The organism is Citrobacter sp. Cb031 (assembly GCF_030336725.1).
Lineage (GTDB): Bacteria > Pseudomonadota > Gammaproteobacteria > Enterobacterales > Enterobacteriaceae > Citrobacter > Citrobacter braakii.
This window is the reverse complement of the sequence record NZ_JAOWDA010000019.1, coordinates 596,263-619,806: the sequence shown is the minus strand read 5'-3', so window position 1 is coordinate 619,806 and position 23,544 is coordinate 596,263. Positions and strand designations below refer to the sequence as shown.

The window sequence follows — 23,544 nt, the reverse complement described above, 5'->3', positions numbered from 1 at the left end:
CAGCGGTGCATGAGCGTATGAGAAAGCCCCCGGAAGATTTCTTCCGGGGGCTTTTTTTTGTGCGTGACCCAAACTGATTCAGACAGGATAACGAGGAATAAAGAATGTTAGATAACACCCGTTTACGCATAGCTATGCAGAAATCAGGTCGTTTAAGCGATGATTCACGCGAATTGCTGGCCCGTTGCGGCATTAAAATTAATCTTCACACCCAGCGCCTGATCGCGATGGCTGAGAATATGCCGATCGATATTCTGCGCGTGCGTGATGATGATATCCCGGGTCTGGTGATGGACGGCGTCGTAGATCTCGGCATCATCGGGGAAAACGTTCTCGAAGAGGAACTGCTCAACCGCCGGGCACAGGGTGAAGATCCACGCTATTTTACCTTGCGTCGTCTGGACTTCGGCGGCTGCCGTCTTTCGCTGGCTACCCCGGTTGATGAAGCCTGGGATGGCCCGGCAGCGCTGAACGGTAAGCGTATCGCTACCTCTTACCCACACCTGCTTAAACGTTATCTTGACCAAAAAGGGGTGTCGTTTAAATCCTGTCTGTTAAACGGCTCTGTAGAAGTCGCTCCCCGCGCAGGTCTGGCTGATGCGATTTGCGATCTGGTGTCAACCGGAGCCACGCTTGAAGCCAACGGTCTGCGTGAAGTGGAAGTGATTTACCGCTCTAAAGCCTGCCTGATTCAGCGCGACGGCGAAATGGCCGAAGCCAAGCAACAACTGATCGACAAACTGCTGACCCGTATTCAGGGGGTCATTCAGGCACGTGAATCAAAATACATCATGATGCACGCGCCGAGCGAACGTCTGGACGAAGTCATCGCCCTGCTGCCAGGCGCTGAGCGCCCTACCATTCTGCCACTGGCGGGTGACCAGCAGCGCGTAGCCATGCACATGGTCAGCAGCGAAACCCTGTTCTGGGAAACGATGGAAAAACTGAAAGCGCTCGGCGCCAGCTCCATTCTGGTGCTGCCGATTGAGAAGATGATGGAGTGATAGCCATGAGCTTCAATACCCTGATCGACTGGAATAGCTGTAGCCCCGAGCAGCAGCGCGAACTGCTGATGCGCCCGGCGATATCCGCCTCTGAAAGCATCAGCCGCACGGTGGCCGAGATTCTTGAGAACGTCAAAAATAACGGCGACCGGGCGCTGCGTGAATACAGTGCTAAGTTTGACAAAACCGAGGTCGGCGCGCTGCGCGTCACCGAAGAAGAAATTCAGCAAGCCAGTAGCCGCCTGAGCGACGAGCTGAAACAAGCCATGCAGGCGGCGGTGCGTAATATTGATGCGTTCCACACCGCGCAAATTCTGCCGCCGGTGGATATTGAAACTCAGCCTGGCGTGCGCTGCCAGCAGATTACTCGCCCTATCGCCTCCGTGGGGCTGTATATTCCTGGGGGATCGGCACCGCTCTTCTCTACCGTATTAATGCTGGCGACCCCGGCGCGTATCGCTGGCTGCAAAAAAGTGGTGCTCTGCTCACCGCCGCCGATTGCCGATGAAATCCTCTACGCCGCGCAACTGTGTGGCGTAAAAGAGGTGTTCAACGTGGGCGGCGCGCAGGCCATTGCCGCGCTGGCGCTGGGTACCGAATCTATTCCTAAGGTCGATAAAATCTTCGGGCCAGGCAATGCGTATGTGACCGAAGCCAAACGTCAGGTCAGCCAACGTCTTGACGGCGCGGCTATCGACATGCCTGCGGGCCCGTCTGAAGTGCTGATTATCGCCGACAGCGGCGCGACGCCTGACTTTGTTGCTTCCGACCTGCTTTCTCAGGCCGAGCACGGCCCCGACTCGCAGGTTATCCTGCTGACGCCAGACGCTACGCTGGCCGAAGGCGTGGCCAAAGCCGTTGAACGCCAGCTTGCCGAGCTTTCCCGCGCCGACACCGCACGTCAGGCGCTCGCCGCCAGTCGACTGATCGTCGCCAGAGATCTTGAGCAATGCGTGGCCATCTCTAACGCCTACGGCCCAGAGCACCTGATTATTCAGACCCGTAACGCGCGTGAACTGGTTGACGATATCACCAGCGCTGGTTCGGTATTCCTGGGTGACTGGTCTCCTGAGTCGGCTGGCGACTATGCTTCCGGCACCAACCACGTTCTTCCGACCTACGGCTATACCGCAACCTGCTCAAGCCTTGGGCTGGCTGATTTCCAGAAACGGATGACGGTACAGGAATTAACCCCCCAAGGTTTCTCTGCCCTGGCCTCCACCATTGAAACACTGGCCGCTGCTGAACGACTGACTGCCCACAAAAATGCCGTCACCCTGCGCGTTAACGCCCTGAAGGAGCAAGCATGAGCACTGACAACTTTCTCAGCGTCACTGATTTAGCCCGTAAGAATGTTCGCGAGTTAACGCCCTATCAGTCTGCCCGTCGTCTTGGCGGTAACGGGGACGTGTGGCTCAACGCGAATGAGTACCCAACCGCCGTTGAGTTCCAGCTACGCCAGCAGACGCTGAACCGCTATCCAGAGTGTCAGCCGAAAACCGTAATTGAGAATTACGCGCAGTATGCTGGCGTCAAACCAGAGCAGGTGCTGGTCAGCCGCGGTGCAGATGAAGGGATCGAACTGCTGGTGCGCGCTTTTTGCGAACCCGGTAAAGATGCAATTCTCTACTGTCCGCCGACTTACGGCATGTACAGCGTCAGCGCCGAAACGATTGGCGTTGAATGCCGCACCGTCCCGACCCTGGATAACTGGCAGCTGGATTTACAAGGCATCGCGGACAAGCTTGATGGCGTGAAAGTGGTCTACGTATGCAGCCCCAATAACCCAACCGGCCAGCTGATAAATCCGCAGGACCTACGTTCACTGCTCGAAATGACGCAGGGTAAAGCCATCGTGGTCGCTGATGAGGCCTATATTGAGTTTTGTCCGCAGGCTACGCTGGCAGGCTGGCTGTCTGAGTATCCGCATCTGGCAGTATTACGTACGCTGTCTAAAGCATTTGCTCTCGCCGGTTTACGCTGCGGATTTACGCTGGCGAATGAAGAGGTTATCAATCTGCTGTTAAAGGTGATTGCTCCCTACCCGCTTTCTACCCCGGTAGCGGATATCGCCGCCCAGGCGCTGACGCCACAAGGGATTTCCGCCATGCGCCAACGCGTAGAGCAGATCCTGCAAGAGCGTCAGTATCTGGTGGAGAACCTGAAAACCATTCGCTGTGTAGAGCAGGTTTTCGACTCTGAAACCAACTATGTTCTGGCGCGCTTCACCGCATCAAGCAGCGTATTTAAATCTTTGTGGGATCAGGGCATTATCTTACGAGATCAGAATAAACAACCTTCATTAAGCGGCTGCCTGCGAATTACTGTCGGAACCCGCGAAGAGAGCCAGCGCGTCATTGACGCCTTACGTGCGGAGCAAGTATGAACCAGAAGTATCTTTTTATTGACCGTGATGGAACCCTGATTTCAGAACCGCCAAGTGACTTTCAGGTCGATCGCTTTGACAAACTCGCCTTCGAGCCGGACGTCGTTCCCGTTTTGCTGAAGCTGCAAAAAGCCGGCTTTAAGCTGGTGATGATCACTAACCAGGATGGACTCGGTACGCAGAGCTTCCCGCAGGCCGATTTTGACGGTCCGCATAACCTGATGATGCAAATTTTCACCTCTCAGGGCGTCGCGTTTGATGAGGTGCTGATCTGCCCGCACCTGCCAGCGGACGCGTGTGATTGCCGTAAGCCAAAAATGAAACTGGTTGAGCAGTATCTGGTTGAACAGGCCATGGATGTGGCAAACAGCTACGTCATTGGTGATCGGGCGACCGATATTCAGCTCGCAGAAAACATGGGCATTAGCGGATTACGCTACCACCGCGACACCCTGAACTGGGTGATGATCGGCGAGCAGTTGACCAAGCGAGACCGCTACGCGCACGTTGAGCGTAATACCAAAGAGACGCAGATTGACGTCAAAGTCTGGCTGGACCGCGAAGGCCGTAGCAAAATCAATACCGGCGTTGGCTTCTTTGACCACATGCTGGATCAAATCGCCACCCACGGCGGTTTTCGCATGGAGATTGCCGTCAAAGGCGATCTGTATATTGACGATCACCACACCGTTGAAGATACCGGTCTGGCGCTGGGTGAAGCCTTAAAGCTGGCATTAGGCGATAAACGCGGTATCAACCGTTTTGGTTTTGTGCTGCCGATGGACGAGTGCCTGGCACGTTGCGCGCTGGATATCTCGGGGCGTCCGCACCTGGAATACCGCGCGGAGTTTACCTACCAGCGCGTTGGCGATCTGAGCACAGAGATGATTGAACACTTCTTCCGTTCACTCTCTTACACCATGGGTGTCACCTTGCACCTGAAAACCAAAGGGAAAAATGACCACCACCGTGTGGAGAGCCTGTTTAAAGCCTTTGGTCGTACGCTGCGCCAGGCTATTCGCGTAGAAGGCGATACGCTGCCCTCCTCAAAAGGAGTGCTGTAATGAACGTGGTGATCCTTGATACCGGCTGCGCCAACCTGCACTCGGTGAAATCCGCCGTCGCACGCCATGGATACGACCCGGTTGTCAGCCGTGACCCGGACGTAGTGCTGCGTGCCGATAAACTGTTTCTGCCGGGCGTCGGTACCGCTCAGGCGGCTATGGACCAGTTGCACGAGCGTGAACTGATTGAACTGATTAAAGCTTGTACGCAACCGGTACTGGGGATCTGCTTAGGCATGCAACTGCTTGGCCGCCGCAGCGAAGAGAGTAACGGTGTCTCTCTGCTGGGCATTATTGAGCAGGACGTTCCGAAGATGACCGATTTCGGTCTGCCGCTGCCGCATATGGGCTGGAATCGCGTCTATCCGCAGGCGGGAAATCGTCTGTTCCAGGGCATTGAAGATGGCGCATATTTCTACTTTGTACACAGCTATGCTATGCCGGTGAACCCGTGGACCATCGCCCAGTGCCATTACGGCGAACCATTTACCGCGGCAGTACAAAAGGACAATTTCTTTGGCGTGCAGTTTCACCCTGAACGCTCGGGCGCGGCTGGGGCGCAGTTGCTGAAAAACTTTCTGGAGATGTAATGATTATTCCGGCATTAGATTTAATCGACGGCACGGTGGTGCGTCTTCATCAGGGCGATTACGCAACGCAACGTGATTATGGCAACGATCCTCTCCCCCGTTTACAGGATTACGCAGCTCAGGGTGCCGAAGTACTGCACCTGGTTGATTTAACTGGCGCGAAAGACCCGGCGCAGCGGCAGATCCCGCTGATTAAAACGCTGGTCGCTGGAGTCAATGTTCCGGTACAGGTTGGCGGTGGCGTGCGTACTGAATCGGACGTTGCGGCGCTGCTTGACGCAGGCGTGGCGCGCGTGGTGGTAGGTTCGACGGCAGTAAAATCCCCCGAGGTAGTCAAGGGCTGGTTTGCCCGTTTTGGCGCCGACGCGCTGGTGCTGGCGCTGGACGTTCGTATTGACGAGCGCGGTAATAAACAGGTAGCGGTTAGCGGCTGGCAGGAAGATTCCGGGGTTTCTCTGGAAGAACTGGTTGAGACCTATTTACCCGTCGGCCTGAAGCACGTGCTGTGCACCGATATCTCCCGCGACGGTACGCTGGCTGGCTCAAACGTCGCGCTTTATGAAGAAGTGTGCGCCAAATATCCGCAGGTAGCATTCCAGTCATCTGGCGGCATTGGCGGGATCGAGGACGTAGCAGCCCTGCGTGGAACCGGCGTACGCGGCGTGATCGTCGGACGCGCCCTGCTGGAAGGTAAGTTCACCGTTGAGGAGGCCATTCAATGCTGGCAAAACGCATAATTCCTTGTCTGGACGTTCGTGATGGACAGGTGGTAAAAGGCGTCCAGTTTCGCAATCACGAGATTATTGGTGACATTGTCCCGCTGGCAAAACGCTATGCCGATGAAGGCGCAGATGAACTGGTGTTCTACGATATCACCGCCTCCAGCGATGGCCGCGTAGTGGATAAAAGCTGGGTATCTCGCGTGGCGGAAGTGATCGATATTCCGTTCTGCGTTGCCGGTGGCATTAAATCCATCGACGATGCGGCGCGCATCCTCTCCTTCGGGGCGGATAAAATCTCTATCAACTCCCCGGCGCTGGCTGAACCGGAGCTTATCACCCGCCTGGCGGACCGCTTCGGCGTGCAGTGTATCGTGGTAGGCATTGATACCTGGTATGACGCTGAAACCGGCAAATATCATGTTAATCAATATACCGGGGATGAAAGCCGTACCCGCGTCACGCAGTGGGAAACGCTGGACTGGGTGCAGGAAGTACAAAAACGCGGCGCAGGCGAAATCGTCCTGAACATGATGAACCAGGACGGCGTGCGTAACGGTTATGACCTGGAGCAACTGAAAAAAGTGCGCGACGTTTGCCATGTACCGCTGATTGCCTCCGGCGGCGCGGGCACCATGGAACACTTCCTTGAAGCATTCCGGGACGCCGACGTTGACGGCGCGCTTGCCGCTTCCGTCTTTCACAAGCAAATTATTAATATTGGCGAATTAAAAGCGTACCTGGCAACACAGGGCGTGGAGATCAGGATATGTTAACGAAGCAACAATGCCGCGAGCTGGACTGGGAAAAAACCGACGGACTGATGCCAGTCATCGTGCAGCATGCGGTTTCCGGTGAGGTACTAATGCTGGGTTATATGAACCCGGAAGCACTGGATAAAACGGTTGAAAGCGGCAAAGTGACCTTTTTCTCGCGGACCAAACAGCGCCTGTGGACCAAGGGTGAAACCTCTGGTCACTTCCTGAACGTGGTGAGCATCGCGCCCGACTGCGACAACGACACCCTGCTGGTACTGGTTAACCCGATTGGCCCGACCTGCCATAAAGGCACCTCAAGCTGCTTTGGCGATGCCAGCCACCAGTGGCTGTTCCTGTATCAACTGGAGCAACTACTGGCCGAACGTAAAACCGCTGACCCGGCAAGCTCCTACACTGCGAAGCTGTATGCCAGCGGCACTAAACGTATTGCCCAGAAGGTAGGCGAAGAAGGCGTAGAGACCGCGCTGGCCGCAACCGTGAACGATCGTTTTGAACTGACCAATGAAGCCTCTGATCTGATGTATCACCTGCTGGTTCTGCTGCAGGACCAGGACCTCGACCTGACGACGGTGATTGAGAATTTACGCAAAAGACATCAGTAATAGACAGATACCGGCACTATGCCGGTATCTTTATTTAATTGAGCGTTTAATCATTTCCGAATAAATCTCTGGTATAGACTTTATCGGCTACATCCAACAGTTCTTCGGCCATCCGGTTAGAGATTATAACATCGGACTCGCTTTTAAATTTAGCCAGATCACGCTCAACCCGCGAATTGAAAAAACTATCATCTGGCAATACAGGCTCATAGATTATGACCGGGATACCTTTCGCTTTAATACGCTTCATAATACCCTGGATAGACGATGCCCGGAAATTATCTGAGCCACTTTTCATAATCAATCGATAAATACCGACGACCTTTGGCTTTCGTGAAATAATTGCATCAGCAATAAAGTCTTTTCGCGTCCGATTAGCATCAACGATTGCTGAAATAATATTATTGGGTACAGATTTATAGTTGGCGAGTAATTGCTTAGTGTCTTTTGGCAGACAGTATCCACCGTAACCGAATGAGGGATTGTTGTAATGGTTACCAATACGCGGGTCCAGACAAACCCCTTCGATGATCTGTCGAGCATTAAGCCCCAGGCTTTCTGCATAGCTATCAAGTTCGTTAAAATAGGCAACACGCATCGCCAGATAGGTATTTGCAAAGAGCTTGATAGCTTCGGCTTCAGTTGAATCTGTAAATAGGGTCGGAATATCTTTCTTCAGAGCCCCTTCCTGTAGCAGTGCAGCAAACGTTTCAGCACGGGAAGATCGTTCACCAATGACAATGCGTGAAGGGTACAAATTGTCATATAGCGCTTTACCCTCTCGCAGGAATTCTGGGGAAAAGATGATATTGTCTGAGCTATACTTTTGACGCATCGATTGAGTAAAACCGACAGGAACCGTCGATTTTATTACCATTACTGCATCTGGATTTATTTTAATAACATCCTGTATAACTGACTCGACGCTGCTAGTATCGAAATAATTAGTTTTGGGATCGTAATCTGTTGGGGTAGCAATAATGACAAATTCTGCGTTCTGATAAGCTTTGTGCTTATCCAGGGTAGCGCTGAATGTTATATCTTTTGATTGCAGATACTGTTCAATTTCTTGATCAACTATCGGAGATATCCGATTATTTAGCATCTCGACACGGGAAGGAACTATGTCCAGAGCAATGACCTGATGATGTTGGGCAATAAGAAGACCATTTGACAGGCCAACATATCCGGTACCAGAAATGGTGATTTTCATTTCATGCTCTCAGTATTATCTTAATATTTAATCATGATGTCGTACATCCTGATAAGAGAATAATGTTTTAACGTTTTGTTGAATGTTGTGTCAACGAAGGTTAAAACAATTCAGATTTTCTTTATCAGAGTACGCTAGAAATATTAAGTAAAGATTAAGCAATCAACTTAAATCAATAAGATTTGGGATAAAAAAAAGCCCGGTCAAAAAACCGGGCCAGTGAATGTCAGAAGACTTATTCCATCCATTCAGTATGGAAAACACCTTCTTTATCAGTACGTTTATAAGTATGCGCACCGAAGTAGTCACGCTGGGCCTGAATCAGGTTTGCAGGTAACACTTCGGCACGATAGCTGTCGTAATAAGCGACAGCCGCAGAGAATGTCGGTACCGGGATGCCATTCTGCACGGCATACGCTACAACATCGCGTAGTGCCTGTTGGTATTCATCAGCAATGTTCTTGAAGTACGGGTCGAGCAGCAGGTTCGCGATACCAGCGTTTTTAGCATAGGCATCGGTGATTTTCTGCAGGAACTGCGCGCGGATGATGCAGCCCGCACGGAAGATTTTTGCAATCTCGCCGTAGTTCAGATCCCAATTATGCTCGTCAGATGCGGCACGCAGCTGAGAGAAGCCCTGAGCATAAGACACGATCTTACCGAGGTACAGCGCACGACGTACTTTCTCAATAAATTCTGCCTTATCACCCGCAAGCTGAGTTTTAGGACCGGACAGGACTTTAGAGGCAGCAACACGCTGATCTTTCAGTGAAGAGATGTAACGTGCAAACACAGACTCAGTAATCAGAGACAGTGGTTCACCGAGATCCAGAGAGCTCTGGCTGGTCCATTTACCCGTCCCTTTATTCGCCGCTTCATCCAGGATGAAATCCACCAAATATTTACCATCTTCATCTTTTTTAGTGAAGATATCTTTGGTGATATCGATCAGGTAGCTACTCAGTTCGCCGTTATTCCACTCGGTGAAGGTGCTAGCCAGTTCTTCGTTGCTTAGGTTCAAACCACCTTTCAACAATGAGTAAGCTTCAGCAATCAGTTGCATATCACCGTACTCAATACCGTTGTGTACCATCTTCACATAGTGACCAGCACCGTCGGCACCGATATACGTCACACACGGTTCACCATCTTCTGCAACAGCGGCGATTTTGGTCAGGATTGGGGCAACCAGCTCGTAAGCTTCTTTCTGGCCACCAGGCATAATAGATGGTCCCTTCAGCGCACCTTCTTCGCCACCGGAGACGCCGGTACCGATGAAGTTAAATCCTTCAGCTGAGAGCTCACGGTTACGACGGATAGTGTCCTGGAAGAACGTATTACCGCCATCAATAATGATGTCACCTTTATCCAGATATGGCTTCAGGGAGTCGATAGCAGCATCAGTGCCAGCGCCTGCTTTCACCATTAACAGGATACGACGAGGCGTTTCAAGGGATTCAACAAACTCTTTTACCGTATAGTAAGGAACCAGTTTTTTCCCCGGATTCTCGGCGATAACCTCTTCCGTTTTTTCACGCGAGCGGTTGAAAACGGACACGGTATAACCACGGCTTTCGATGTTGAGCGCCAGATTGCGCCCCATCACAGCCATACCAACGACGCCGATTTGTTGCTTAGACATGTAAAACTCCTGTCAGGTGTAAGCTCCAGGCAGTAAGTAGCCAAACTGCCTTGGTATTGAAATCACATGTTACTCCAACAAACGATAAGAGAACTAGTTTACCGTTTAGCTATTGGTGTTTTAAGGCACAAAAAATTATTTTTTCTGCTCTAACCGAGCTAATTCTTCGACAACATATGGATACATTTTAGCCATACCATCTCTAACACTGATGAAGTTATTCTTACCTGATATCATTTTAACTTTATCAACGTTTAGAACGCTATAACTAATGTCACCTTCTTTTTGCTTCCCGTACTCCACTGAAAGTGGCTTATTAACAACCTCTTGTGCAAGCTCAAGAATATCTCTTATGCTGGTACCCACACCAGAACCTATATTATAGGTTTCATTCCAAACACCTTTATTAATTGTTTCAAAAATGATCTCACAGAAATCGTCAATATAAATATAATCTTTCTTAGTATCCGCACCACCAAAGATGTTCATTGGTATTCCAAGATAAGTATTTTTCAGAGCCACACCGATAATACGATTAAGTTGCTGATACTTACCATAGACATTTGAAGGCCTAAAAATCAAATAGTTAAGGGCAGGATTAATTCGTGCTTCATATTTAAGATAACTCTCTGCGGCTTCTTTAATCCAGCCATAGAAACTCACAGGGCAAAGAGGTGCATTCTCAGGAATCGGTTTATCCGATTGACCATAGATAGAGCCTCCAGAAGAAATGTAAATAATATTATTTACGTTATTACGCTTCATAATATTAAGAACATCAATAAAAGCTGCTAAATTGATAGCCGTCAAATCCTGATAAGAACTCACACCATCCACAACCCAAAAACTGGTAAGAGTGAAGACTACAAGATCAATATCATAATTAGTAAAGATTTCCTCAATCTTAGCTGCATCGCGACTATCGCCGCAAATGCTAATGACATTTTCATGCTGAATACGGATTGGCGAACGACTAAAACTGATTACTTTGTAACCTTTACCAAGAAAATACTCAGTAAAATTGGCCCCCATAAAACCTGAGCCACCGATAATAAGAATATTTTTCACTATTTCTCTCCAGCCTGAATTTCTACGAACGTATCAAGAGCAACTTTAATCATTTGGTCCATATTATAATATTTATATTGAGCTAAGCGACCAACCAATATCAACGATTTATAATTGGATGCTAACTCTGAGTATTTGGAATAAAGTTGATGATTTTCATCACGAGGTACAGGATAATATGGCACATTTTTATCAGGATCATTCTTATCATAATCTTGAGGGTATTCATATACTACTGTTGTAGTTTTACAATCCTGACCAGTTAAGTGTTTACTTTCAGTAATTCGAGTGAAATCGTAGTTATTTGGATAACTTACCATAGCGACTTCCTGGAAGAACTCTTTGGTATAATTAACGAAATCAAACCGTAAAGAACGATAAGGAAGTTCACCATATTTATACCCAAAAAGATGATCAATTTGACCTGTATAAATTAATTTACCGTCAAATCGCCCCCCCATATATTGAATCTGATTATCGTCAGTAAGAGTGATGAAATCATCAGCATTTGCGTTTAACAAAACATGGATATTTTTATTAGCCAGCATTTTATTAAACATAACCGTGTAACCATCTCGTGGCATAATCTGATATTTATCTTTAAAATACCGATTATCACGGGAAATATAAACAGGAACACGTTCAAGAACACTTTTATCAAGCTCTTCAGGTTTGAGATTCCACTGTTTAGCAATGTAATTGACATAAACCTTGTCATAAATATAGTCAGCTAACCATTGAATTTTTTATCTTTAGATTTTTTAAGCTCAAAGATTGGAACCGTTTTGTCATAACCATAAGTTTCGATGAGTTTTTGAGAAATTTCACCATATAAGTTTTCATCGAGAATATCTTTCATCGTATTCAAATTAAACGGTAAGTAAGTCTTCTTACCATCAATTAAAGTACGCGCCTGAAATTGATAAACAAACCATTCAGTGTATTGATCTAAGTAATCAAATACATCTTTGTAATTTGTATGAAATATATGCGGACCATATTTATGGACAAGAACACCATGTTCATCATAGTAGTCATAGCAATTTCCACCTATGTGATCACGCTTTTCAATTATGAGTACTTTTTTATTCAGTTTAGTAGCAATATTATTTGCTAATACAATACCGGAAAGACCACAACCGATAATGACATAATCGTATTTAACAGCCATCTTATTTCCTGTCACTCTGTTTGAATTTTTCTTCCCAAGACTCTATAGCAGTCAACTGAGAAAAGTTAGCAAGATAATCTATTTTAATTTTCCTATAGTTTAGTAGAATTTTTATACTTATCTTAGAAATATTCCATATTGCGCCTAAAAACTCAATCTTAGAGTTTTTAGTAACATAAATTTTATGTTCTTCAGCATTGTAATGAATAATATTACGGTATCCAAATACACTACGCATTGAGGCGGTGACAGTTGGTACGATAATATTCTTCTTCAAGAAAATACTAGGAAGGAGATTTCCGTTAAATGTCACAAGTCGCAAAATTCTTTTTGCGAAATGCTCTTTCTTTGGACAAATTGAGCGAAGGTAGGCTTCATATGAGAAATTGTAATCACTATCAATCGGATCTAATAATTTGTATATCTGATTCTCTTTTACAATAGTGGCATTGTCGATATTTTTAATACCTTCACTACCATTTAAAAATAATTCGACTCCTTTGCAATTAAGTACCACTCCTTTATATCTATAAAAGAATAATTCCTTTAAAGAGCGTTTAACAAATAAAGTGCAGGCATCAACAGCCGAATAATTTTTAAACTGAGTGCTATAAATTATGAGAAGATTTCTCAATTCATATATATTACTATAAACAGGCGTAAATTTTTTATAGAAACTTTCGTGCCAAGTGCAAATACCATTCAATGACAGCATTTTTTTATTGAAAATTCTAATCCCAAGTTCGACATCATCACCTTTCATAAAGAAAGGAAATGCCAACCCTTTGGAGCTTAATAAATGGACAGGATAGCAACAGAACCAAAAGCCATTAAATGTTTTATCATGAAACTCTTGTACAGAATTCAATAAACAATTGTAATAACTACGTAAATCGAGATTACTATGTATTCCATGCAAACGATTTTTTTCAATATATGCGCCAGAATCATGTTGCATATACTGTTTATCATACATTAGCATAGCACCAGCAATAGCATAGTCACTATATTCAGTTTTAAGGCATTGTAAAAAATTATATAATAAACTCACCGAGTATGGATTTAGAAGAATATCGTCATCTAGTGATACTACGTGTGTATCATTATTCTGAATAGCACAATATAATGCACGAGAAAAACCACCACTAGCTCCCAGATTATCTGATTTCACAAGAGTGGTACGTTTATATTTTTCACAAATATCATAATCTAAAGTACCACCATTATCGACAATATAAGTTTTTATATCATAATCTGGGTGTAAATCAATTATATATCTATCAATGAGAGACAGTGTTTTATTTATATATTTTTCTTTTTTATAAGTGCATGAAGCAAGCGCCAAGCTAACAGGTTTAATGTTACTTTCATTAATTTCGCCCCAATATCCAGCTTCACTAATATACGACTCATTTGTTGTAAAGAAAGCTTCAAAGCTGATCGTGTCTTTAAAAGTTAGATCATCAAGTCGGAGATCAATTTTTAGAACTTTCTCTTCTTTCGTTTCGAAAAAATATTCATTTACCGTGGACTCATTAATAGAATCTAAATCTAATTTAGATTTAATAACTCTAATTAAACCCTTACCATAGACGTTTAATTGAAGAAATGCTTTTTCAATATTTGTATGTTTGATCCATTTACCAGCAGAAAAACTATTAAAATAGGTATTAAACGAAATTTTTGAACTTAATGAAGTTATTAATGGTGTAAATTTACCTGACGCATATTCTACCAAGTCATCGCTTCTAAAAAAAAGAGACCGAACATTACATACTTCACTATCTGGAATAATTATTGGTTGAATATTAATTATCACAAATACACCTCACTTTTAATAAGCATAACATTCATTTCCGTATAAGAAATTTTATTTTGATTAATTAGATAGTAAAAGTAAAAACTACTAAAACGTTCACTTAAATACCCAATGTAGCGTGATTTTTTATCTGGCAAATTATAAGACAGTTCATCTTCCACTAGAGATGCAAATTTAAAAAGCTCATGACAGTATTCATTAAATAAATCTTGTTTCAGGATGCTCATATTAAAAAAGTATCCTGAGCATGAATCACTACATTTTTCAGCTGTATCATAAAGGTATGAAAAGTCTCTTTTGATGACTTTCATCATAGCCTCGTAATGAGTTGAATCATGGAATAAGCAATAATGCTCTCGGAGTGATATTTTAAGTTTAATTTTTGATGGAAATATAGCATCAATATCATTTGATTTATCAAGAAGGGTTGCTGTCGTTTTTGAAAGAAAATAACTATACGTTTTTTTCAGCAACCACTTTGGCAGTTGTATTTTCCTTAACAATCTTAAGAAAAAAAAATCCATGCCTTTTGCACTAACGAAAAATCTTCTATAATGACAGACTCCTACAAATGGCGACTGAAGATCAGGATTTTTCCAGACACAATAAATAGCAGTTAATTCATTATATGTGCTATTTTTATCGGAAATATTTATCAGTCCAGCGTCTTTTATTTGTATTTTATCTGTATCCACAAGAACGCTCCCAGCCTGAATCGGAATCACGACTTTATCATTGTAGCAACCTTTATAATGCCCATATGATATTGCATAGATTTTCATTAAGCTCTCGTTCTAAATATGTTTTGTAAGAGTATATACATACGAGATGTTAAGAAGTTTTTATATAAATACAACTTGAGCGTTTTTATTAGTCTGGCAAATGGTGAAACATTATTAAATTTCATGAGTTCACCAAATAACTCTTTGTAATAAAAACGATAAAGATAGGAATAAGGGTTTATATCATAGTAATCCCACGGTTTATCTTTCCCGGTATAATGAATCATATTGATTTTAGACGCATCAACTTTGTTATAAATCAGATCACGTTTAGCTCTAAATAATTCATAATTCCACTTAGGACTTATATATTTCACTCTTCCATCGAGCACAGTATTTAATGCGTCTTGATCATTGAAACTGGTATTATTTTCAATCACATAATCTCGCGCTTGAGAGAAAACCTCAGCATTGCATGCTCTATTAAATGAAAATAATATAACTCCAGCATTAAATATTTTATTACTTTTAACTTTTATTTTTTTTATATGTTCTTTGGATATACTACATTCCACAGCAGCCACTAATTCATGTTCGTTAAATTCAATTCCAAATAAATCATCGATACTACCATTAACAATTATATCGGAATCTAAATATAAAACCTTATCTAAGTTTGTAGGTATGTATTGATCCATTAACAGTCGATATAATGTACCAAGTCCAAAACGACCACAGTCGATATTCTTAATTTCGCTTATATCAATAACTTTAATATTTATCGTACAGTTAGGTAAATGTAATTTATTGAAATACTCTGACAGATCTGCATCTGTTAGAATAAAAATATCAAAAATAGAGTTTTGGTTATTCTTGATTAGAGATTTTATCAACACCGCTGCTGCTATTTTATAGTTTTGTTGAATACCTAAAACTATCGTTTTATTATCTGTGCTCATTTATTCTGTACCAGATATAGCGAATGGCACTTGAAAAATGCCATAGAAAATTCTGAGAAAAAATTTTCTTACTACCGTGATTTGCTCGATGTATGCCGCATATATCAGGATAGTAAGTTAAATTTAGCCCTCTTTGCTTTGCACGATAGCAGAGGTCTACATCTTCACAGTACATAAAGAAACGGGAATCGAAACCATTCAAATCAATATAATGATTTAACTTTATACCGAAAAATGAACTTGCACACCAATCAGGATTACTAGTTTCGATTAAACTGTTGCGATCTAAAATACTATTATTCTTATTCATCAAGAATGAACATAAGAAAGTAGCTACAGTTGGGAAACGTCTTATTGCAGGATCTCTAACTGTAAATGATTTATCTTTGTATAAATCGATAGTAAACATATCAGGCTGGTTTTGGAGCACCTTTTCATTCAGTAATGTTAGAGCAGTCTTAGTGATAAAGGCATCTGGATTCATAAAAAGCACATAGTGTGATTCATTATTTGTACAAAGCGCATTATACTTCCTAATAATCTCCTCAACTATAATATTATTGTTTAGAGCAAATCCTTCACATCGTAAAGCTGGACTATAATTAATACTGTACTGTGAGCACAGTTCTCTAACTTTGTATTCTGAAAGATTATCTCTAACCCAAATATTACATTGCTCGCAACCAGATAATTCATTAAAAATATTAACTAAGTCTTCATAATTACCATGGCTAACAATAACTATATCTATCATATTATCATTTATCATTTATCATTTATCATTTATCATTTATCATTTATCATTTATCATTTATCATTTATTTAAATATTGTTTGATAATTACTTCTGGCTTACCATCTGCAATAACTTCTCCGTTATCGATCCAAATTACACGGGTACACAATTCTTCTAAAAGCTCTAACTGGTGAGAAACAAAGACCATAATACTTGAGTCTTCAATGAATTTTGACATTCTGAGTTTTGCCTTTGCAATAAACTCCGCATCCCCACCAGCAAATAATTCATCTAAAACTAAAATATCTGGCTTAACTGCCGTAGCAATTGAAAATGCCAATTTGAGATACATTCCAGTTGAATAGTATTTTACAGGTATATCAATAAATTCATTTAACTCAGAAAAATCAATAATTTCATCTTCCAGTGTCTTCAGCTTTTGTATTGAGTGTCCTAATATAGCCCCATTAAGATATATATTTTCACGGCCGCTTAACTCTGGATTAAATCCAGCACCAATTTCCAATAATGGGGCAATATTGCCGTTTACTCTGATCTGGCCTGAAGACGGTGCATATATTTTGCATAACGTTTTCAGAAAGGTACTCTTACCAGCACCATTTCTACCAACAACACCTAACCTTTCTCCATGTCTAATGGTTATGTTTACATTATTAAGGGCTAAATGTTTACCGGTGTAATTCGGTAAATTAGCTCTAGACTTAAAAATATTAGCAAATAACTCTTTAAAAGTTACCCGAGAGTTTTTATGATCATTAAAATATAATGATACGCTGTCAAACACTATTTTAGATTCCATTTTACAACCTAAATACAATTTTATGTTCGTTGGATTTAAATATATACACGCCCATTACAAAGGCGACACCTGAGAATACAATACAGGTTTTTATTAAATCGAATGATGGCAGCACATTATTGTAAATAGGATCTCGAAACAACTCCACAAAATAAAACATTGGATTCCAAGAGAATACCCATCTAAATTCTTCAGGCACTGCACTAATCGGATAAATTATTGGCGTGATAAAATAAAGCGCCTGCAATAGCACCCCGATTAAATATTGCATATCTCGAAGAAATACGGAGCATATGGACAGAATCAATCCTAGTCCAAACGTAAAAAAGAAAAGAATAAAGAAAGAAAATGGCAAAAATAAAAGTGCAAAAGATAATTTAGCACCAAACAATAATGCAATGATAAATAAACAGATAGTACTTAAGAATGAATCAATCAGCACTGAGAATGCATTTGCCGTAATGAATAATTGCTTCGGTAGATATATTTTCTTAATTAAACTCTCATTCATTATGAGAGACTGCGAACATTGAGCAATTGTATTCGAAAACATTGTCCATGGAATAATTGCTGAAAATAAAAAAATACTATAGTCTCTTATTTGAAACTTTAGTACTATAGAAAATACCGTGGCAATAACTATCATATTTAATAATGGGTTTAGTAATGTCCATAAAAACCCAAAAATTGTTCTTCGGTAGCGGAGAGTAACTTGTTGTTTAACGAGCTGCCCAAGGACAGTTTTATATTTAACTAGATCATTAAAAAAACTATTAAACACATAAACCTCTTATAATTATTAGGCATAGATATTATCTATGCCTTACAATCATGCTATAGATCGTGTAATGATTTACCAACAGCATCTTTCACTGAAAGCTTAATCTCAGCATCAATCTCAGGCCACTCAATAGCTACCTGCGGATCATTCCAGATCAAACAGCCTTCAGAACTTGCATCATAGTAATCCGTGCATTTGTATTCAAAATCAGCAATATCGGACAGCACTAAGAAGCCATGGGCAAGTCCAGGTGGTATCCAGAATTGCTTTTTGTTAGCTTCAGAAAGAATTACGCCTTCCCAAGTACCATATGTTGGAGAGTCCCTACGAATATCAACTGCAACATCGAACACTTCACCACGTACTACGCGAACAAGTTTGCCCTGTGGATTGTTACGCTGAAAATGCAGTCCACGCAGGACACCTTTGCTTGAACGAGAATGGTTATCCTGAACAAAATCCATGTCAATATTGAGCATGGTTTGATATCTATTTTTCTCAAAGGTCTCTAAGAAAAATCCACGTTCGTCACCAAAGACTTTCGGCTCAATGATTTTTACATCTTTAATTTTAGTATCAATTACTTTCATTGGTTCTCTCCAGCAATAATCTTCAGATACTGGCCATATCCATTTTTACTCATTTTATTAGCCTGTTCAAAAAGTTGATCTCTACTAATCCATTTATTGCGATACGCGATCTCTTCGAGGCAGGCAACCTTCATGCCCTGGCGTTTTTCAATAGTATGAATAAACTGTGAAGCATCAACCAGGCTATCGTGGGTACCAGTATCCAACCAAGCAAAACCACGACCGAGTAATTCAACCTGCAAGTTACCTTGTTCGAGATACATCTGGTTTAAGGTTGTAATTTCCAGTTCACCGCGTGCAGATGGTTTAACCTGCTTAGCCATTTCTACCACGTTGTTATCATAGAAATAAAGCCCAGTGACAGCCCAGTTAGATTTGGGTTTAAGTGGTTTTTCTTCGATTGAGAGAGCTTTATAATTCTCATCAAATTCAACAACACCAAAACGTTCCGGATCCAAAACCTGATAACCAAATACTGTGGCACCTGATTTTAGCTGTGATGCGGCCTCCAACTTCTTACCAAAACTCTGACCAAAATAAATATTATCGCCCAACACAAGTGCACAAGAATCATTGTTTATAAATTCTTCACCAATGATAAATGCTTGCGCTAAACCATCTGGCGTCGGCTGTTCTTCATAGCTGAATTTCACACCAAATTGGGAACCATCCCCTAATAGGCGCTTGAATGCGGGTAAATCGTCAGGAGTACTAATAATCAAAATATCACGTATACCTGCCAACATTAGAACCGAAATTGGATAGAATATCATTGGCTTATCGTACACGGGTAACAGCTGTTTCGATATTCCAAGTGTGATAGGATATAGACGAGTCCCAGAACCACCAGCTAAAACAATACCTTTCATTATTTGACCTTTATTTTACCAAACCCAAACGTTCACCAGCGTAAGAACCGTCCATGACCCGTTTCCACCATTCTTTATTATTCAGGTACCAATTAACTGTTTTCCTAATGCCTGTTTCGAATGTTTCTTCTGGCACCCAGCCCAAATCATTTTTTATTTTTTTGGCATCAATTGCATAACGGTGATCGTGGCCAGGACGATCGGTTACATAAGTGATTAAATCAGCAAAGTTAGCAATTCCAGCAGGTTTAGATGTCACAACCTCGTCCAGAATTTCGCAAATTGTTTTAACGACTTCCAAATTCTTACGCTCGTTATGGCCACCAATATTGTAAGTTTCGCCAACAACACCTTCTGTGACCACTTTGTATAGCGCGCGAGCATGGTCCTCAACGAACAGCCAGTCTCGAATTTGCGCGCCATTGCCATAAACTGGTAGAGATTTACCCGCAAGTGCATTGATAATAATTAATGGAATCAATTTCTCAGGGAAGTGATAGGGACCGTAATTGTTAGAACAGTTAGTCACTACAGTAGGTAACCCGTAGGTACGTCTCCAAGCACGAACGAGGTGGTCGCTTGATGCTTTAGAGGCAGAGTAAGGGCTACTCGGTGAGTAAGAGGTAGTTTCAGTGAATAATGGTAACTCAGCCCCCTCCGGTAATTCGTCCGGATGAGGTAAATCGCCATAAACTTCATCAGTGGAGATATGATGGAATCGGAAACTGTTCCTATTCGCTTCGTCCAGACCTTGCCAGTATCTTCTTGTGGTTTCCAGCAAAGTGTAAGTACCGACTATATTTGTTTCAATAAATGCCGCTGGTCCTGTGATAGAACGGTCAACATGACTTTCAGCTGCGAGGTGCATCACAGCATCAGGTTGTGTTTCTTGAAAAATTCTCGCCATTGCTTCGCCATCACAGATGTCAGCTTTAAAGAATGTATAGCGTTCGTTGTTTTCCACCTCTTTCAGCGATTCAAGATTTCCAGCATAGGTGAGTTTATCTACATTGATGATATTGTCATTAGTATTATTGATTATATGACGAACAACAGCAGAACCAATAAAACCTGCACCACCGGTAATCAAAATTCTCACGTTAACCTTTCCATATTTAATGAAGTTGAGCCTAATTTTCTTAATAATAACTTGTCAAGTTATTATTTAAGAAATAACGAGTCCCTATAACAATTTTTATAGGGTTTTAGAAGATGTTACTTTAGTATTGCATAATAAAAAACACGCTACCGCCCCTGGCTCAACAGCTACCAGTGTACTGTACACTCCAATTTTTGAGGGGGCTTAGCCTATCAATTATTGATTACATTTTGACACATTTAGCCCCAAAACATCCCAAATATTGTCGTATTAATCTAACTAAGAAACAAGAAGAAATCGATTTTTGCTACAAGAAAAGGTAGAGCATTGATCTTTTTACTACTTGATTTTTATCATAAAAAAGGCAGTGAAGACATGCCTGTATACTGATAGCATCATGAGTCTTCCCCTGCCATTTATCATGAAGTATTACTAATATAATTAATCTTTCGTCTTGCCTATTCTCCGAGCAACTTCTCAATGCTCTTACGGAACTTCGGCCCTTCCTTCAGGTTACGCAGCCCGTACTTAACAAACGCCTGCATATACCCCATCTTCTTCCCGCAGTCGTAGCTGTCACCCGTCATCAGCATGGCGTCAACAGACTGTTTTTTCGCCAGCTCAGCAATAGCATCCGTCAACTGAATACGCCCCCAGGCACCTGGCTGGGTATGCTCCAGTTCTGCCCAGATATCAGCAGAAAGCACGTAGCGCCCTACTGCCATCAGATCGGAATCCAGAGTCTGCGGTTGGTCTGGTTTTTCAATGAATTCAACAATACGGCTGACTTTGCCTTCATTATCTAAAGGCTCTTTGGTCTGAATAACAGAGTACTCAGACAGATCGCCTTCCATACGCTTAGCCAGCACCTGACTACGCCCGGTTTCATTAAAACGAGCAACCATGGCAGCCAGGTTGTAGCGCAGCGGATCCGCGCTCGCTGTATCAAGAATGACGTCAGGTAATACGACGACAAAAGGGTTATCACCAACAATTGGGCGAGCACAAAGAATTGAATGACCCAGACCCAGTAACTGAGCCTGACGAACGTTCATAATAGTCACGCCTGGAGGACAGATAGACTGCACCTCGGCTAATAGCTGGCGCTTAACACGCTGCTCAAGCAACGATTCGAGTTCGTAAGAGGTGTCGAAGTGGTTCTCAACCGCGTTCTTAGACGCATGAGTCACCAGCACGATTTCTTTGATACCTGCAGCTACAATTTCGTCGACAATGTATTGAATCATCGGCTTGTCTACGATCGGTAGCATCTCTTTAGGGATTGCCTTCGTGGCAGGCAACATGTGCATCCCCAGACCTGCTACCGGAATAACTGCTTTCAAATTAATCATTAAGTCATTCACCTATTCAATTGTTGCTGAATTATAGCTTTTTAGCTTGTTTTAGCCAGTATGAATTACATTACTCCGATGCAGCGTATGTTACGCCGCTTAACTTCGCAATGCAGTAATCTTAATCCCAGGGAGTGTCACTTTAGCCAGGAATGGTCGCAAAGTTACCGCTCCCGTCCCGGGAGTCGAAAATTCACCGCTTCGACATTCACCACCTGATGGTTTACCCGGTCGATGTCAACTGAGCTTTGCCCGGTTTCGTTTACCGCATGGACATTCGTCAGCGAGAGTAATGTGTCCTGTTTAGCCATAAACTTGCCGCGCACATCCTGACGGAGATCGAAGTGCATCTTAAGCGCGGGTCCCGTCGCGGATTGCTGCATCACCCTGATGTTACGTAAAAAAAGGTGCTGTGGTTGGTTATGCAACTCAAGCGTGGCACGTTTCATCTCCACATTGGTAATCGCCACAAATGAAGTCGCATTACCAGAGGAGATCTGAATACCGCGCAATTTGTATTCACGTTTCGTATTATCCAGATGGATATTATTTAACTTAAAGTTTTGTGGAATGGATAAATAACGCCCTTTGATTACGCCGTAACCAATGAGCATACCTGCACTATTCTCCATATTGATATTATCAATTACGAAATTATCACATCCGTAAATAGCGACCGTCGCATTATCAATGCCCGCTTTCTTGCTATAATCCGGAGTGATATTTCGCGCGGTAATATTACGAATAATAAAGTGTTTGCCGTTCTCCACATGCACTAGCTGTCGACAGTCGCTACCGGTTATGTTCGCTACCACAAAGTTTTTTACCGCCAGTTCATCGGGATAGGTATTGTCATAGGTACTCCCCGCCAGACCGATGCCGATGCCCCAGTTCACGTTGCCGTTGGTACAGTTGATACGTTCAATGACATGGTCAGAAATGAGGATGTTGCTGTCGTTTATCGCCACATTCCACTCGATAGCATCACCCTGTAAATCGCTAAAACGGCTGTTCGTGATCTTTACGCCGTCCATTCGATTATGAAAACCCTGACGCAAAATGCCATAGTTAGCGCGCGTGACGGTAATATCATCGATAGTCAGATTACGCATCAGCCTCGAGGTTTTACCGCCGATATAGATTTGCGTCACCGGACCGAAACCGCTCATGGCAATCCCTTTTATCACACAGTCCGAACCCCGCACATCGAGGGTAACGTTCCTCAGGCTCCCGCCCTGCTCGCCCATCACCTTGCATCCATCCTGCAGAACAAAGCGCCCACGGCCATTGCCGCTGATTCTGCCTTGCAGGTGTAGCGTTTTGCCAGGCGGGATAACAACTGCGGTATTGAGATCCTTACATTCCAGTCCATTTGGTACGACTACCGTTTGTCCTTCTTTGAACGCCTGCCTGAAAGAAGCCACCCAATCCTGTGGGTTGTAATCCTGAATGATGACGCTGCCCGGTGATTCTAACGCCCGAACAACGGGAGAATGCAGCACGACGAGCGCAGAACTTGCCGTCAGAAAAGTACGGCGTGAGAGTTTGTTCTCTGACATA

At 43.2% G+C, this 23,544-nt stretch carries 24 protein-coding genes and 1 other annotated feature (1 of these 25 only partly in view); of the genes, 8 read left to right on the top strand and 16 right to left on the bottom strand.

What is annotated here, in order from left to right; all coding sequences use genetic code 11:
- Positions 1 to 59, top strand: a sequence feature (His leader region); it begins 64 nt to the left of the window's first position.
- Positions 60 to 104: 45 nt separating this feature from the next.
- The 8 genes from hisG to hisIE are packed head-to-tail and all read left to right on the top strand — an operon-like array spanning position 105 to position 7,144.
- A complete protein-coding gene (gene hisG / locus OGV93_RS04130; RefSeq protein WP_003834191.1) occupies positions 105 to 1,004 on the top strand; it encodes an ATP phosphoribosyltransferase in 900 nt (299 codons plus the stop codon).
- A gap of 5 nt (positions 1,005 to 1,009) precedes the next feature.
- Positions 1,010 to 2,314: a histidinol dehydrogenase gene (gene hisD, locus OGV93_RS04125; RefSeq protein WP_287109399.1), complete on the top strand. Its 1,305-nt coding sequence runs from the start codon at positions 1,010 to 1,012 to the stop codon at positions 2,312 to 2,314.
- Positions 2,311 to 3,390, top strand: coding sequence for a histidinol-phosphate transaminase (gene hisC / locus OGV93_RS04120; RefSeq protein ID WP_049281927.1), 1,080 nt, complete (start codon positions 2,311 to 2,313; stop codon positions 3,388 to 3,390). Before hisD ends, hisC begins: the two co-directional genes overlap by 4 nt.
- Positions 3,387 to 4,454, top strand: coding sequence for a bifunctional histidinol-phosphatase/imidazoleglycerol-phosphate dehydratase HisB (gene hisB / locus OGV93_RS04115; protein ID WP_094169144.1), 1,068 nt, complete (start codon positions 3,387 to 3,389; stop codon positions 4,452 to 4,454). The genes hisC and hisB overlap by 4 nt, the downstream gene beginning before the upstream one ends.
- Complete coding sequence (gene hisH, locus OGV93_RS04110) at positions 4,454 to 5,044, top strand: imidazole glycerol phosphate synthase subunit HisH (protein ID WP_003030129.1); 591 nt, start codon at positions 4,454 to 4,456, stop codon at positions 5,042 to 5,044. Before hisB ends, hisH begins: the two co-directional genes overlap by 1 nt.
- Entirely contained in the window at positions 5,044 to 5,781 is a 738-nt protein-coding gene (gene hisA, locus OGV93_RS04105; protein ID WP_047498983.1) for a 1-(5-phosphoribosyl)-5-[(5-phosphoribosylamino)methylideneamino]imidazole-4-carboxamide isomerase, read from the top strand. Before hisH ends, hisA begins: the two co-directional genes overlap by 1 nt.
- Positions 5,763 to 6,539, top strand: a complete 777-nt coding sequence (hisF, locus tag OGV93_RS04100) for an imidazole glycerol phosphate synthase subunit HisF (RefSeq protein WP_019077116.1) — start codon at positions 5,763 to 5,765, stop codon at positions 6,537 to 6,539. The genes hisA and hisF overlap by 19 nt, the downstream gene beginning before the upstream one ends.
- Positions 6,533 to 7,144, top strand: coding sequence for a bifunctional phosphoribosyl-AMP cyclohydrolase/phosphoribosyl-ATP diphosphatase HisIE (hisIE, locus tag OGV93_RS04095; RefSeq protein WP_075848371.1), 612 nt, complete (start codon positions 6,533 to 6,535; stop codon positions 7,142 to 7,144). The genes hisF and hisIE overlap by 7 nt, the downstream gene beginning before the upstream one ends.
- A gap of 46 nt (positions 7,145 to 7,190) precedes the next feature.
- Here the strand turns inward: hisIE and ugd are convergent, their stop codons facing one another.
- From ugd to wcaM, 16 genes are all read right to left on the bottom strand, one after another.
- Positions 7,191 to 8,357, bottom strand: coding sequence for a UDP-glucose 6-dehydrogenase (gene ugd / locus OGV93_RS04090; RefSeq protein WP_287109398.1), 1,167 nt, complete (start codon positions 8,355 to 8,357; stop codon positions 7,191 to 7,193).
- A 235-nt stretch (positions 8,358 to 8,592) separates the two neighbouring features.
- Positions 8,593 to 9,999 (bottom strand): NADP-dependent phosphogluconate dehydrogenase, encoded by a 1,407-nt coding sequence (gnd, locus tag OGV93_RS04085; protein ID WP_047415442.1) that lies wholly within the window; start codon positions 9,997 to 9,999, stop codon positions 8,593 to 8,595.
- A 135-nt stretch (positions 10,000 to 10,134) separates the two neighbouring features.
- Positions 10,135 to 11,067: an NAD-dependent epimerase/dehydratase family protein gene (locus tag OGV93_RS04080; RefSeq protein WP_101700027.1), complete on the bottom strand. Its 933-nt coding sequence runs from the start codon at positions 11,065 to 11,067 to the stop codon at positions 10,135 to 10,137.
- Positions 11,067 to 11,789, bottom strand: coding sequence for a UDP-galactopyranose mutase (locus OGV93_RS04075; RefSeq protein ID WP_287109406.1), 723 nt, complete (start codon positions 11,787 to 11,789; stop codon positions 11,067 to 11,069). The genes OGV93_RS04080 and OGV93_RS04075 overlap by 1 nt, the downstream gene beginning before the upstream one ends.
- A gap of 8 nt (positions 11,790 to 11,797) precedes the next feature.
- Positions 11,798 to 12,238 carry an NAD(P)-binding protein gene (locus OGV93_RS04070; RefSeq protein WP_287109397.1) on the bottom strand — a complete coding sequence of 147 codons (441 nt, stop codon included), beginning with the start codon at positions 12,236 to 12,238 and terminating at the stop codon, positions 11,798 to 11,800.
- A gap of 1 nt (position 12,239) precedes the next feature.
- Positions 12,240 to 14,057 (bottom strand): glycosyltransferase, encoded by a 1,818-nt coding sequence (locus OGV93_RS04065; protein ID WP_101700029.1) that lies wholly within the window; start codon positions 14,055 to 14,057, stop codon positions 12,240 to 12,242.
- Positions 14,054 to 14,839, bottom strand: a complete 786-nt coding sequence (locus OGV93_RS04060) for a DUF4422 domain-containing protein (protein WP_101700030.1) — start codon at positions 14,837 to 14,839, stop codon at positions 14,054 to 14,056. The genes OGV93_RS04065 and OGV93_RS04060 overlap by 4 nt, the downstream gene beginning before the upstream one ends.
- Complete coding sequence (locus OGV93_RS04055; RefSeq protein WP_101700031.1) at positions 14,839 to 15,738, bottom strand: glycosyltransferase family 8 protein; 900 nt, start codon at positions 15,736 to 15,738, stop codon at positions 14,839 to 14,841. Before OGV93_RS04055 ends, OGV93_RS04060 begins: the two co-directional genes overlap by 1 nt.
- The gene (locus OGV93_RS04050; protein WP_131382550.1) at positions 15,725 to 16,507 is read right to left on the bottom strand and encodes a glycosyltransferase family protein; all 783 of its coding nucleotides are present in this window, start codon (positions 16,505 to 16,507) and stop codon (positions 15,725 to 15,727) included. Before OGV93_RS04050 ends, OGV93_RS04055 begins: the two co-directional genes overlap by 14 nt.
- Before the next feature lie 45 nt (positions 16,508 to 16,552).
- On the bottom strand, positions 16,553 to 17,293 hold the full coding sequence (locus OGV93_RS04045) for an ABC transporter ATP-binding protein (protein WP_101700032.1): 741 nt from the start codon (positions 17,291 to 17,293) through the stop codon (positions 16,553 to 16,555).
- A 1-nt stretch (position 17,294) separates the two neighbouring features.
- Positions 17,295 to 18,074 carry an ABC transporter permease gene (locus OGV93_RS04040; protein ID WP_101700033.1) on the bottom strand — a complete coding sequence of 260 codons (780 nt, stop codon included), beginning with the start codon at positions 18,072 to 18,074 and terminating at the stop codon, positions 17,295 to 17,297.
- 53 nt (positions 18,075 to 18,127) lie between these two features.
- Positions 18,128 to 18,664 carry a dTDP-4-dehydrorhamnose 3,5-epimerase gene (gene rfbC, locus OGV93_RS04035; protein WP_101700034.1) on the bottom strand — a complete coding sequence of 179 codons (537 nt, stop codon included), beginning with the start codon at positions 18,662 to 18,664 and terminating at the stop codon, positions 18,128 to 18,130.
- Complete coding sequence (gene rfbA / locus OGV93_RS04030) at positions 18,661 to 19,533, bottom strand: glucose-1-phosphate thymidylyltransferase RfbA (RefSeq protein ID WP_101700035.1); 873 nt, start codon at positions 19,531 to 19,533, stop codon at positions 18,661 to 18,663. The genes rfbC and rfbA overlap by 4 nt, the downstream gene beginning before the upstream one ends.
- Positions 19,534 to 19,543: 10 nt before the next feature.
- Positions 19,544 to 20,632 (bottom strand): dTDP-glucose 4,6-dehydratase, encoded by a 1,089-nt coding sequence (gene rfbB / locus OGV93_RS04025; protein ID WP_101700036.1) that lies wholly within the window; start codon positions 20,630 to 20,632, stop codon positions 19,544 to 19,546.
- Positions 20,633 to 21,090: 458 nt separating this feature from the next.
- A complete protein-coding gene (galF, locus tag OGV93_RS04020) occupies positions 21,091 to 21,984 on the bottom strand; it encodes a GalU regulator GalF (protein ID WP_101700037.1) in 894 nt (297 codons plus the stop codon).
- 164 nt (positions 21,985 to 22,148) lie between these two features.
- Entirely contained in the window at positions 22,149 to 23,543 is a 1,395-nt protein-coding gene (gene wcaM / locus OGV93_RS04015; RefSeq protein WP_287109396.1) for a colanic acid biosynthesis protein WcaM, read from the bottom strand.
- Position 23,544 lies beyond the last annotated feature (1 nt).

What these genes read in the sequence shown, in the direction of transcription:
- hisG (WP_003834191.1), top strand. Translation starts at nt 105, where the DNA reads ATGTTAGATAACACCCGTTTACGCATAGCTATGCAGAAATCAGGTCGT.
- hisD (WP_287109399.1), top strand. Translation starts at nt 1,010, where the DNA reads ATGAGCTTCAATACCCTGATCGACTGGAATAGCTGTAGCCCCGAGCAG.
- hisC (WP_049281927.1), top strand. Translation starts at nt 2,311, where the DNA reads ATGAGCACTGACAACTTTCTCAGCGTCACTGATTTAGCCCGTAAGAAT.
- hisB (WP_094169144.1), top strand. Translation starts at nt 3,387, where the DNA reads ATGAACCAGAAGTATCTTTTTATTGACCGTGATGGAACCCTGATTTCA.
- hisH (WP_003030129.1), top strand. Translation starts at nt 4,454, where the DNA reads ATGAACGTGGTGATCCTTGATACCGGCTGCGCCAACCTGCACTCGGTG.
- hisA (WP_047498983.1), top strand. Translation starts at nt 5,044, where the DNA reads ATGATTATTCCGGCATTAGATTTAATCGACGGCACGGTGGTGCGTCTT.
- hisF (WP_019077116.1), top strand. Translation starts at nt 5,763, where the DNA reads ATGCTGGCAAAACGCATAATTCCTTGTCTGGACGTTCGTGATGGACAG.
- hisIE (WP_075848371.1), top strand. Translation starts at nt 6,533, where the DNA reads ATGTTAACGAAGCAACAATGCCGCGAGCTGGACTGGGAAAAAACCGAC.
- ugd (WP_287109398.1), bottom strand. Translation starts at nt 8,357, where the DNA reads ATGAAAATCACCATTTCTGGTACCGGATATGTTGGCCTGTCAAATGGT.
- gnd (WP_047415442.1), bottom strand. Translation starts at nt 9,999, where the DNA reads ATGTCTAAGCAACAAATCGGCGTCGTTGGTATGGCTGTGATGGGGCGC.
- OGV93_RS04070 (WP_287109397.1), bottom strand. Translation starts at nt 12,238, where the DNA reads ATGGCTGTTAAATACGATTATGTCATTATCGGTTGTGGTCTTTCCGGT.
- OGV93_RS04060 (WP_101700030.1), bottom strand. Translation starts at nt 14,839, where the DNA reads ATGAAAATCTATGCAATATCATATGGGCATTATAAAGGTTGCTACAAT.
- OGV93_RS04055 (WP_101700031.1), bottom strand. Translation starts at nt 15,738, where the DNA reads ATGAGCACAGATAATAAAACGATAGTTTTAGGTATTCAACAAAACTAT.
- OGV93_RS04050 (WP_131382550.1), bottom strand. Translation starts at nt 16,507, where the DNA reads ATGATAAATGATAATATGATAGATATAGTTATTGTTAGCCATGGTAAT.
- OGV93_RS04045 (WP_101700032.1), bottom strand. Translation starts at nt 17,293, where the DNA reads ATGGAATCTAAAATAGTGTTTGACAGCGTATCATTATATTTTAATGAT.
- rfbC (WP_101700034.1), bottom strand. Translation starts at nt 18,664, where the DNA reads ATGAAAGTAATTGATACTAAAATTAAAGATGTAAAAATCATTGAGCCG.
- rfbA (WP_101700035.1), bottom strand. Translation starts at nt 19,533, where the DNA reads ATGAAAGGTATTGTTTTAGCTGGTGGTTCTGGGACTCGTCTATATCCT.
- galF (WP_101700037.1), bottom strand. Translation starts at nt 21,984, where the DNA reads ATGATTAATTTGAAAGCAGTTATTCCGGTAGCAGGTCTGGGGATGCAC.
- wcaM (WP_287109396.1), bottom strand. Translation starts at nt 23,543, where the DNA reads ATGTCAGAGAACAAACTCTCACGCCGTACTTTTCTGACGGCAAGTTCT.